Source organism: Mycobacterium sp. TH-M116 (assembly GCF_057473685.1).
In genome coordinates this window covers 1-10,675 of sequence record NZ_JBYCLC010000396.1, presented here as the reverse complement: position 1 = coordinate 10,675, position 10,675 = coordinate 1, and the positions used below count along the sequence as shown (strand labels likewise).

9 protein-coding genes and 2 pseudogenes are annotated in these 10,675 nt (G+C 68.6%); 7 read left to right on the top strand and 4 right to left on the bottom strand.

Annotated features, from left to right (window positions below; genetic code table 11):
• Positions 1-755 (top strand): DUF190 domain-containing protein (locus tag AC2VOK_RS20550; RefSeq protein ID WP_428902088.1); only part of this gene is annotated, 755 nt, incomplete at its 5' end.
• Between the two features lie 9 nt (positions 756-764).
• Here the strand turns inward: AC2VOK_RS20550 and AC2VOK_RS20545 are convergent.
• Positions 765-1,658, bottom strand: coding sequence for a fructose bisphosphate aldolase (locus AC2VOK_RS20545; RefSeq protein ID WP_428902087.1), 894 nt, complete (start codon positions 1,656-1,658; stop codon positions 765-767).
• Positions 1,659-1,908: 250 nt separating this feature from the next.
• Between AC2VOK_RS20545 and AC2VOK_RS20540 the strand changes: the two genes are divergently transcribed.
• The 3 genes and pseudogenes from AC2VOK_RS20540 (at position 1,909) to AC2VOK_RS20530 (ending at position 4,649) form a co-directional block, all read left to right on the top strand.
• Positions 1,909-3,681 carry an N-acyl-D-amino-acid deacylase family protein gene (locus tag AC2VOK_RS20540; protein ID WP_428902086.1) on the top strand — a complete coding sequence of 591 codons (1,773 nt, stop codon included), beginning with the start codon at positions 1,909-1,911 and terminating at the stop codon, positions 3,679-3,681.
• Between the two features lies 1 nt (position 3,682).
• Positions 3,683-4,218, top strand: a pseudogene (locus AC2VOK_RS20535) (SRPBCC family protein); the annotation flags it as partial.
• A gap of 50 nt (positions 4,219-4,268) precedes the next feature.
• Positions 4,269-4,649, top strand: coding sequence for a hypothetical protein (locus tag AC2VOK_RS20530; RefSeq protein ID WP_428902085.1), 381 nt, complete (start codon positions 4,269-4,271; stop codon positions 4,647-4,649).
• Positions 4,650-4,718: 69 nt separating this feature from the next.
• Here AC2VOK_RS20530 and AC2VOK_RS20525 read toward each other — a convergent pair whose 3' ends face one another.
• From AC2VOK_RS20525 to AC2VOK_RS20515, 3 genes and pseudogenes are all read right to left on the bottom strand, one after another.
• Positions 4,719-6,290: a SulP family inorganic anion transporter gene (locus AC2VOK_RS20525; protein WP_428902084.1), complete on the bottom strand. Its 1,572-nt coding sequence runs from the start codon at positions 6,288-6,290 to the stop codon at positions 4,719-4,721.
• Between the two features lie 227 nt (positions 6,291-6,517).
• Positions 6,518-6,851: pseudogene (locus tag AC2VOK_RS20520) on the bottom strand (VOC family protein).
• 25 nt (positions 6,852-6,876) lie between these two features.
• Positions 6,877-8,205, bottom strand: coding sequence for a sensor histidine kinase (locus AC2VOK_RS20515; RefSeq protein ID WP_421528998.1), 1,329 nt, complete (start codon positions 8,203-8,205; stop codon positions 6,877-6,879).
• Between the two features lie 238 nt (positions 8,206-8,443).
• Here AC2VOK_RS20515 and AC2VOK_RS20510 point away from each other — a divergent pair, with 238 nt between their 5' ends.
• From AC2VOK_RS20510 to AC2VOK_RS20500, 3 genes are all read left to right on the top strand, one after another.
• Positions 8,444-9,058: a TetR/AcrR family transcriptional regulator gene (locus AC2VOK_RS20510; RefSeq protein WP_428902083.1), complete on the top strand. Its 615-nt coding sequence runs from the start codon at positions 8,444-8,446 to the stop codon at positions 9,056-9,058.
• Between the two features lie 4 nt (positions 9,059-9,062).
• Complete coding sequence (locus AC2VOK_RS20505; protein ID WP_428902082.1) at positions 9,063-10,274, top strand: acyl-CoA dehydrogenase family protein; 1,212 nt, start codon at positions 9,063-9,065, stop codon at positions 10,272-10,274.
• A 48-nt stretch (positions 10,275-10,322) separates the two neighbouring features.
• The coding region (locus AC2VOK_RS20500; protein WP_428902081.1) for a GNAT family N-acetyltransferase at positions 10,323-10,675 on the top strand (353 nt) is incomplete at its 3' end.

The following is a 10,675-nucleotide window of genomic DNA, read 5'->3' as shown; positions in this document are numbered from 1 at the left end:
CGCTCGAACTCGCCGACGAGCTCCACGAGGCCGTCAAATTGACGATCTACCTGGGCCGCAAGGAGCGCGTCTACGGGGTTCCCGCCTACATCGCGATCTGTGACCTGATGCACCGGCGCCACATCGCCGGCGCCTCGGTCTTCCTGGGTGTGGATGGCGTCTCATACGGACACCGGCAACGTGCGCGGTTCTTCGGCCTCAATGCCGACGTACCGCTGATGCTCGTGGTCGTCGGGTCCGGCGAGCTCATCGGCCGGGTGTTGCCCGAACTCGGCGGGCTGCTCGAGCGGCCGATGCTCACCCTGGAGCGGGTTCGCGTATGCAAGCGGGACGGGGCGCTGCTCGAACGACCGCATGCACTCCCGAAGACCGACCAACACGGCCTGCCACTGTGGCAGAAGCTGTCGATATACACCTCCGAATCGGCGCGCCGCGGCGGTGTGCCGATCCACCGCGCGCTGGTCCAGCGGCTCTGGCGGCGCAAAACGCCCGACGGCGCGACGGTGCTGCGCGGCATCTGGGGTTTTCACGGCAATCATCCGCCGCACGGCGACAAGGTGATCACCCTGGGCCGTCGGGTGCCCGTCTTGACGACCGTCATCGACACCCCGGCCAATATCGCCGAATCCTTCGAAGTGGTTGACGAACTGACCCGCGAAGAAGGGCTGGTGACAAGTGAGATGGTGCCCGCGCTGGTATCCGACGAGCGCGATGCCCATCAAAGCCGACCGCACCTGGCTGACTACCGCTATTGAGCGGTCGGCTCAGCCGGAGACAGAGGCGTCGTAGATCGACTGGATCGCCGTGTCCAGCGTGGCGTTGAACTGCTCGGCGGTCTGGTCGGCGGAAAGCCCCTCGGTCAGCGCCCGGCTGAAGCTGGCGATCAGGCCCGTGTTCTTGGCGAGCAGCTCGTTGGCCTCCTGGCGGGAGTAGCCGCCCGAGAGAGCCACCACCCGCATCACCTTCGGGTGTTCGATCAGCGGCCGGTAGAAATTGACCTCGCTGGGCAGGCTGAGCTTGATCATCACCCGCTGCCCGTCGGGCACGGTGTCGAGCTGCTTGGTGATCTCGTCACGCAGGATCGCCTCCGCTTCCGCCTTGTCCGGGATGGAGATCGTGACCTCGGGTTCCAGGATCGGCACCAGACCGTGGCTCAGCACCTGGTGGCCCACGTCGAACTGCTGGGCGACCACCGCGGCAATGCCGTCTGGGTTGGCACCGCCGATCACCGAGCGCTCCTTGGTGCCGAAGATCCCCTTGCTCACGGCACGCTGCAGCAACTCGTCCAGACCGGGCATCGATTTCATCAGCTGGACGTCATCGGAAGCCCCGGCCAACCCCTTGTCGATCTTGAGGATGGGCACCACACCCTTGGTCTCCCACAAATAGGTGGGCGAGGGCGTGCCCTCGATGTCGCGGTCCATGGTCTGTTCGAAAAGGATCGCCGCCAGCACCCGGTCCCCGGTGAAGGCGGGTGAGGTGATGATGCGGGACCGCATCTCGTGGATGAGGTCGAACATCTCCTTCTCGGAGGAGTACGCGTCGTCGGAGATGCCGTATTGGCGCAGCGCCTTCGGGGTCGATCCGCCGCTTTGGTCGAGCGCCGCGATGAACCCCTTACCCGCCGTCATCCGGTCCGCTTGCTTCTCGTTCGGCATGGAACTCTCCACTCCCTCGTGGTCCCCTGTGATCGCGGCGCAGCCTGAGCCTTGCCCGATCATATTCGGGTCGGTGGACGCCGGGAACAGCCCGGTCGTGGTGCGGGCGGGACGGCCCATGCGCCGGCCCGGCGCGACCGTCGACCGCAGTCCATTGACTCGGCGCGTCGCCGGGAATACCGTCGATAGTTACGCTACGTCGAGTCGCGTAATGCCGCGCGGCGGCAAGGAGCGGCAAGGAGAAGCCCTCATGTTCGACCTCAAAATCGTCGGCGGCACCGTCGTCGACGGCACCGGCGCGCAGCGCTACCGCGCGGACCTCGGGATCAAGAACGGCAAGATCGTCGACGTCGTGCACCGCGGGGCCGACGACCCTGAGACGGGCGGCTTACAGACCGCCGACGCGGCCGAGACCATCGACGCGACGGGCCATGTGGTGGCTCCGGGTTTCGTCGACATCCACACTCACTACGACGGCCAGGTGAGCTGGGACAGCTCGCTGCAGCCGTCGAGCGGTCACGGCGTCACCACCGTGGTCACCGGAAACTGCGGCGTGGGCTTCGCCCCGGTCCGGCCCGGCCGCGAGCAATGGCTGATCGAGTTGATGGAGGGCGTCGAGGACATCCCCGGTACCGCGCTGACCGAGGGCATCACCTGGGGCTGGGAGAGCTATCCCGAATACCTCGACGCCATCGGAACGCAGCGGTTCGCGATCGACGTGGGCAGCCAGGTCGCGCACGGCGCCGTCCGCGCCTACGCGATGGGCGAGCGGGGCGCCCGCAACGAGCCGGCCACCCCGGACGACATCGCGGCAATGGGCCGGCTGGTCACCGAGGCGATCGAGGCCGGCGCGCTCGGATTCTCCACGTCGCGGACCCTGGGCCACCGCGCGATGGACGGCGAACCCGTGCCCGGCACGTTCGCCGCCGAGGAGGAGCTGTTCGGCCTCGGCCGCGCCATGGCGGCCGGCGGGCAGGCGGTGTTCGAGCTGGCGCCGCAGGGCGCCGCGGGAGAGGACATCGTCGGCCCGAAAAAGGAATTGGAATGGATGCGCCGGTTGAGCAGCGAGATCGACCGGCCGGTGTCGTTCGCCCTGATCCAGGTGGACGCCGACCCGACGCTGTGGCGCGAGATGCTGGATCTCTCCGCGGACGCGCACGCGGCCGGAGCCCGGCTGTATCCGCAGGTCGCGGCGCGCCCGTTCGGCATGATGATCGGGTTCCAGGGGCATCATGGTTTCAGCCACCGGCCCACCTACCGCAGGCTGAAGGCCGAGTGCGGCCGCGAGGAACTCGCACAGCGCCTCGCCGACCCCGCCGTGAAGGCGGCCATCCTGGCCGAGGACGACCTGCCGCTCGATCCCACCCTGCTGTTCGACGGGATGTTCGCCCTGGTGCAGCATTCCCTGGGTCGGCTGTACGCATTGGGGGACCCGCCAGACTACGAGCCCACCCCGGACCGCACCGTCGCCGCGATCGCCAAGGCACGCGGCGAGGACCCGTTGTCGACCCTCTACGACCTCATGCTCGACGCGGACGCGACGGCCATGCTGATGCTGCCGCTGTTCAACTACGCCGACGGCAACTGCGACGCCATCCGGGAGATGCTGCTGCACCCCGCCGGGGTGCTGGGGCTGTCCGACGGCGGCGCCCACTGCGGGATGATCTGCGACGCCTCCTACCCCACCTTCCTGCTCACGCACTGGGCGCGGGACCGCCGCCGTGGCGAGAAGCTGTCGCTGGAGTACGTCATCCGCAAACAGTCCCGCGACACCGCGCACCTGTTCGGCCTCACCGACCGCGGCACGATCGAGCCCGGCAAGAAGGCCGACATCAACGTGATCGACATGGACGCACTGACCCTGCGCCCCGCCGCGATGGCCTTCGACCTGCCCGCCGGGGGGAACCGGATCCTGCAGGGCGCCAGCGGCTACGCCGCGACCATCGTCAGCGGGACGGTGACCCGCCGCAACGACGTCGACACCGGCGCCCGTCCCGGCCGATTGGTGCGCGGGGCGCGCTGAGGCCCGCGGTGGGCCGCGACGAGGATGCGGTCGGCATCCCGCCGCCGTGCCCGACGCTGGTGCCGTCCGAGCGTTACTACTCGCCGCGGTTCGCCGCGCTCGAGGCCGAACGCACGTGGCCGACCGAATCACCCGACTGCACCAGTACAACGTCTTCCCGAACGTGACGTTGCTGACCAAGCGGACCACTTGACCGTCATGTGCTCGCGACCGCGACGCGGCGCGGAGTCCGATCCCGACAAGGGCGATCTGGTGATGTTCTTGATGACGCGCATGGCACCGGGTGCGCCGCGCACCCAGCCGGCGGATGTCCGTGTGGCGGCTGAGACGGCTGAGCCGGGTGTGGTTCGGACGCAGGAGATTCGGGTACTGTCCGGCGTGCAACGGGGTATGCATCAGCCGGGCTTAACCCATCGTGTGCTCTCCAGCGAGGAGCAGCGCGTGATCAACATGCACCGCAACCTCGAGCGCTACCTCGGGTTGCCCGAGTCCGAAGGCATGCGGGGCGCTGCGGCCGACGAAAGTTCACCGACCTAATCGGCCCAGGCACTCGGAAAAGTGGTCTGCGACACACTAGACTTCCGCCTGTGACGACCCCGTCCAACCGCTGGGGCGATGAACGCCAGCATCTCTCGCATCAACTGCAGATGCGGTATCAGGCACTGAGCCGGGTCCGGGCGCGGCGGTTGTGCCAACAATTCGCGAGCGTCGGCGTCCGCACCGCGCCGTGGCGGCTGCGGGCGATCGCGGCCGGACTGCCCGTCGCGGCGGACGAGGTGACGGACGTCCATTTCGCGCTGATCGCGCTCGAGATGAACCGGGCGACGCGCGCCGCCAGGATCAAGCGGCTGAAGCGGCGCGGCTCGCGCTCGTTGCTGCTCGGCGGCCTGATTCTCGTGGTGCTGCACTTTCTGCTGTGCGTTGCCTACCTGCTGCTGAACCTGGCCCAGCAGAGCCCATCCCTGTAAAACACCCCCGAGCAGGACCACCCGCGAGCAGCTGCAAAAGCTCCCGGTGCACCGGCGTGTCGGGGACGTTTACGTCTGCTCGCGGTCCTGGCGGGCGACCAGCGTGAGCCGGGCCCTGCGCCGGTTGGCGTCCGACCGCGCGGCCGCCGGCACGCCCGCCTCGGTGTCGCCGTCGATGTGCACCGTTCCGCCGGTGCTGTGGTGCTGATGCTGCCAGTCGCTGATCGCCTGGTGCGCAGCATGATCCAGATAGTCGGTCAGCACGCTGACGGTGACCGTGGTCCGTTGCGGCACGGAGGCGAGCACGCGGGTCAGCCGCGGCAGCGCGAGGAACGTGCATGAGCCCTCGATGACGACGTGCCATTCGTCGCCCACCGGAGCGGCTTCGATCCGGGCCCGAATCACCCGCCATCCGGTCAGGACGATGGCCAGCGCGAGTCCGATCATGACGCCGTGCAGGAGGTTGAGGAAGACGACACTGACGGTGGTCACCACGTACACCGCCAGGTCCCCGTTGCGCAGCGCCGTCTCGATGTGGGCGGGCTTGAGCAGCTGGGCGCCGACGACGATCAGCAAGCCGGCCAGGGCGGCCGTCGGAATCTGTTCGACCAGCCCCGCGAACGGGATGGTGAACAGCAGGATCCAGAACCCGTGCATGATCGTCGAGGCGCGTGTCTTCGCGCCGGCGTTGACGTTGGCCGCGCTGCGGACGATGACACCGCTGACCGGCAGCCCGCCGACCGCGCCGGCCGCGACGTTGGCCACGCCCAGACCGATCAGCTCGCGGTCGAAGTCGGTGCGGGGCCCGTTGTGCATCCGGTCGATCGACACCGCGGTGAGCAGGCTCTGAACGCTGGTGATGAGCGTGACGGTGAGCACACCCATCGCGACGGCGCCCCAGTTGCCGTGGGGCAGTTCCGGCAACCGGATCGCGTCCAGCACCGATCCCTCCAGCCGGATCCGGGAGACCCGGAACGGGAACACCACCGAGATGACCGTCACCGCGACGATGGCGACCAGCGGGCCCGGGACGCGGCGCAGACCGGCCGGCGCCCAGTGCCAGCCGATCAGGACGGCGATCACCAGCACTCCGAGCAGGACGCCCGGCCGGTGCGCGTCGACGATCTGGCCCGGCAGGCCGACGACGTTCTGCCAGGCCGTGCTCTTGGACTTGCCGCCGAGCAGCACATGCATCTGCTGCAGGGCGATGGTGATGCCGATGCCGGCCAGCATGGCGTGCACGACGACGGGCGAAATCGCCAGCGCGGCCCGCGCGGCGCGGCTGAGCCCCAGCAAAACCTGCAATGCACCGGCGACCGAGGTGATCAAACAGGTTATTCCCCAGCCGAATTCGGAGACCAGGTCGGCCACGACGACGGTCAGGCCGGCGGCCGGGCCGCTGACCTGCAACGGCGATCCGCCGAGAAAGCCTGCCAGGATTCCCCCGACGATCGCCGCGGTCAGGCCGGCCAGCACCGGTGCGTCCGAGGCAATCGCGATCCCCAGCGACAGCGGGAGCGCCACCAGGAAGACGACCAGCGAGGCCGGCAGATCGTGGCGGATCACCGCGCCCAGCCGGTCGGTACGTGAGGGCGGCGCCGGCTCGACGCGCGCGTCGTCGAGCGTTTCGGTGCGCTGCATCGATCCCTCCCTCGTCGTGTCCTGGCGGTGCTGCGGCGCCCGCCGCATGACGCAGCCGGTGACACCCATGTAATCCATTGGAGCCCAGGCGGTTACGCATCCAAACGGCATTGTCCGGCCGGGCGGGCCTGGCTCCTACGCTCGAAGGTAGGTGGGGGACCGGACGGGGTCAACCCGGCAAACCGAGCGCATATCGAATGCAAATTTTTCTTCGGCGCCGCATCGCCTCAATCGCGGTCGTGGTGGCAGACCGCTTCGAGCTTGAGGCCGAACGGGTCGTACCAGAATCGCGGTGACATGGGCGTGCACGGCGCGCACAGACGACCGGCGCGACACGCTGAAGGCCAGGTGCTGCAGGCCCGTTCGACGAGGCGAGTACTCCCCCGGCCGGGTCGCCGGGTAGAAGAACAGGTAGGTGCCCGGCTTTCCGCCGGTAGACCGGTAGGAGAACTCGTCGGCGGCGGCGAAGAACGGCTCGAAACCGACGAGCGGCAGCAGCGCGCCGTAGTAGCGCTTCGCGGCCGACAGATCGGGCACGTTGACGCCCAGGTGACCCAGCATCGGCTCAGTATCCAACGGCGCCGTCTCAGGCCGGGCCGCGCCCGTCTCCCGCGATCTTCAGCAGCAGCCGCGTCCCCCCCAACGGGCTGGCGTGCAGAGAAGCCTCGCCGCCGTGCAGTTCGGCCTGCTGGGCCACCAGCGCCAGCCCCAGGCCGGACCCCGAACGCGATGCCGTCGAGCCCCGGGAGAAGCGTGCGAAGACGTCGGTGCGCTCCTCTTCGGGAACCCCGGTGCCGTTGTCGTCGATCGTGATCTGCACACCTTCAGCGGAACTGGCGACGTTGAGCTGGATTTGGCTCGCGCCGCCGTGCTTGACGGCGTTGGCGATGGCGTTGTCGATCACCAACCGCAGCCCGGTGGGCAGGCCCACCATGAGCACCGTGGGCGAGGGCACCAGCGACACGTCGACATCGGGGTAGACGCGCAGTGCGTCGTGGGCGGCCCTGTCCAGCAGCTCGGTGATGTCGAACGGCACAAAATCGTCGACAGTTGTGAGTTCCCCCTGAGCGAGCCGTTCGAGCGCCGTCAACGTCGACTCGATGCGGCGCTGGGTGCGGATGACGTCGCTGATCACCTCGTGGCGCTGCTCGGGCGCCAACTCGAGGGTGGACAGCACCTCGAGGTTGGTGCGCATCGCGGTCAGCGGGGTCCGCAGTTCGTGGGAGGCGACGGCGGCGAAGTCGCGAGCCGATTCGAGCGCCGCCTTGGTGCGCTGTTGCTCGTTGCCGATGCGGGCCAGCATTCCCTCGACTGCCTCGGCGATCTCCACGGCCTCCCGCACGCCGCTGACCTGGACCTCGTCCGGGCTGGACTGGGCGTTGATGGCGCGGGCCTGCTGCGCCAGCAACAGGAACGGGTTGACCATGATCAACGAGATCACCCAGCCGACGAGCACGGTGCTGCCGATCACGCTGGCGCAGATCAGCATCACGCGCAGGTGCAACGCGTTGATCCGATGCTGCGCTTCGGCCAACGGAGCCGCGAGCGAGATGGCGGCCGGCCCCGCGGTGAAGGTGCGGACACGGTACTGCACGCCGTTGATGGTGGTGTTCGCGTAGCCGCTGGGCAGCTTGGGCAGGACGACGTCGCTGGGCACGGACACGGTCGCATCGCCGATGCGCGCGGTGCGGACCAGGTTGCCATCCGGCGTCGGCCGGTCGCGGCCGCTGAGCTGCGCGCTGTTGAGCAGCGTGTTGATGTCGCCGAGGCTGCTGACCGAATCCAGCCGCCTGTCGAGCTGGCTGTACTGCTCGTTGGTGACGCCGATCCACACCCACGCAGCCAGGGCGACGGCAAAGGCGATCACCCCGAGTTGCGCGATGATCACAATGGTGCGCAGGGATAGCACCCGCATCGGCAGCTGCACATTACCCAGCATGCGAGAATCCCGCTCCATTAGCGAGCCCGCACCGCCGATCCGGTGTCGGGATTCCGTTCGGCGAGCCGGCGGTTGCGCTGCGGCGGGACGACAATCATGGGCCAATTATGGTTGACACGCCCGACGGCCGTTCCCCGACATGCGGCTGGCCCGGGGACACGAGTCTGGCAGCCGCCGTTTGCGGCACCATCTAGTGAGTGAGTACTCTCTCACCATGGCCATCTCCGGGCGGGACCGCCTGCTGGCCGAGGCGCTGAAACTCTTCGCGGCCAAGGGCTACGCGGCGACGTCGGTGGCCGACATCCAGCGGGCATCCGGCCTGGCGCCAGGGTCCGGCGCGCTCTACAAGCATTTCGGGTCCAAGCGCGAACTGCTCGAGGCGGCGGTTGCGCACCGCATCGACCGGATCGTCGCCGCGCGTGAGCAGTACGACGCCGGGGAGCCGGGCGGCGTCGAGGCGGCGGTGCGCATCGCCGGCCAGCTGATCTGGGACAACCTGCGCCAGAGCGAGGACCTGCTCAAGGTCATGCTGCGCGAACCCGACGAACTCGGCGACCTCGACGAGAAGACCTGGCAGGTCATCACCGACAACGCCTACCAGCGGTTCGCCGACGAACTCGCGGCATCCAACCGATCCGGGCGCACTCGCATCCCCGATCCCGAGGCGGCCGCGGCCGTGGCGATCGGGTCGTTGTCCTATGCCGCGACGCTGCAGGCGCTGACCGGTCGCCTGCCCGGCAACATCGACGAACATCGTTACTTCCAGGCGTGGGTCGGCCAGACGGTCAGCGTCCTCGCCCACTACCGAAACCGTGAGATCCAGGAGTAGAACCGTGACTTTTTCACTGCAACTCAGCGACGACGTGATCGAGGTGCGCGACTGGGTGCACCAGTTCGCGGCCGAGGTGATCCGCCCCGCGGCGGCCGAATGGGACGAACGCGAGGAAACCCCGTGGCCGGTGATCCAGGAGGCCGCGAAGGTGGGCCTCTACTCGCCGGAACTGTTCGCCCAGCAGACCGCCGAGCCGACGGGGCTGGGCATGCTGACCGTGTTCGAGGAGATGTTCTGGGGCGACGCCGGCATCGCGCTGTCCATCATGGGCACCGGCCTGGCAGCCGCGGCGCTGGGGGGCAACGGCACCCCCGAACAGATCGGCCGCTGGCTGCCCGAGATGTTCGGTAGCCCCGACGAGCCCAAGCTCGGCGCGTTCTGCTCATCGGAGCCCGATGCGGGTTCCGACGTCGGCGGCATCCGCACCCGCGCCCGCTACGACGAGGCCTCCCGCGAGTGGACCCTCAACGGCACCAAGACGTGGGCGACCAATGGCGGCATCGCCAACGTGCACATCGTCGTGGCGTCGGTCTACCCCGAGCTCGGCACCCGCGGCCAGGCCACCTTCGTCATCGGGCCGGACACCCAAGGCCTTGCCCAGGGCCAGAAGTTCAAGAAACACGGGATCCGCGCCTCACACACCGCCGAGGTGGTGCTCGACGACGTCCGCCTGCCCGAGGATGCGATCCTGGGCGGCCGGGAGAAGTTCGAGGCCCGGATCGCCCGGGTCAAGTCCGGCGGCTCCGCGCGCGGGCAGGCGGCGCTGAGGACGTTCGAACGCACCCGGCCCACCGTCGGGGCGATGGCCGTCGGAGTGGCCCGGGCCGCCTACGAGTACGCGCTCGACTACGCCTGTCAGCGCGAGCAATTCGGCCGCAAGATCGGTGAGTTCCAGGCGGTGGCGTTCAAGCTGGCCGACATGAAGAGCCGGATCGACGCGGCGCGCCTGCTGGTGTGGCGGGCCGGGTGGATGGCGCGTAACAACCAGAACTTCGACGCCGCCGAGGGCTCGATGGCCAAGCTTGTGGCCAGCGAGACCGCGGTCTACGTCACCGACGAGGCGATCCAGATACTGGGCGGCAACGGTTACACGCGCGACTACCCCGTGGAGCGGATGCACCGCGACGCGAAGATCTTCACCATCTTCGAGGGAACCAGCGAGATTCAGCGCCTGGTGATCTCACGGGCGCTCACGGGGCTGTCCATCCGTTAGCCACCGCGCCCCATGGTGATCTCGCCGGGCACCAGACATGATGGCCGGATGACCAACGACATCCGGGTGCTCGACGACGAGGACGATCTGATCGCCGCGGCCAACGTGTTCCGGGCCTCGATGGTGGGCCTCCCGCCGTTGCCGGACCTGCCACCCGGTCGGATCACCGAGCTGCTCGAGCCAGGACGCACCATCGGGGCGTTCGTCGACGGGAAACTGGTCGGCACCGCCGACGCCGCGACGAGCGGCCTGACGTTGCCCGGCGGAACCGTCGTGGGTCATGCCGCCGTCACGCACATCGGGGTGCTGCCGTCTTTCACCCGCAAGGGGATAGCCACCGACCTCGTCGATCATCAGCTGCACGACATCGCGGAACGGGGCGAGGTCGTGGCGACATTGCG

Bases quoted from the DNA above. Each gene is read 5' to 3' on its own strand.
- AC2VOK_RS20515 (WP_421528998.1), bottom strand. From the start codon at position 8,205: ATGCGGGTGCTATCCCTGCGCACCATTGTGATCATCGCGCAACTCGGG.
- AC2VOK_RS20510 (WP_428902083.1), top strand. From the start codon at position 8,444: ATGGCCATCTCCGGGCGGGACCGCCTGCTGGCCGAGGCGCTGAAACTC.
- AC2VOK_RS20540 (WP_428902086.1), top strand. From the start codon at position 1,909: ATGTTCGACCTCAAAATCGTCGGCGGCACCGTCGTCGACGGCACCGGC.
- AC2VOK_RS20525 (WP_428902084.1), bottom strand. From the start codon at position 6,290: ATGCAGCGCACCGAAACGCTCGACGACGCGCGCGTCGAGCCGGCGCCG.
- AC2VOK_RS20545 (WP_428902087.1), bottom strand. From the start codon at position 1,658: ATGCCGAACGAGAAGCAAGCGGACCGGATGACGGCGGGTAAGGGGTTC.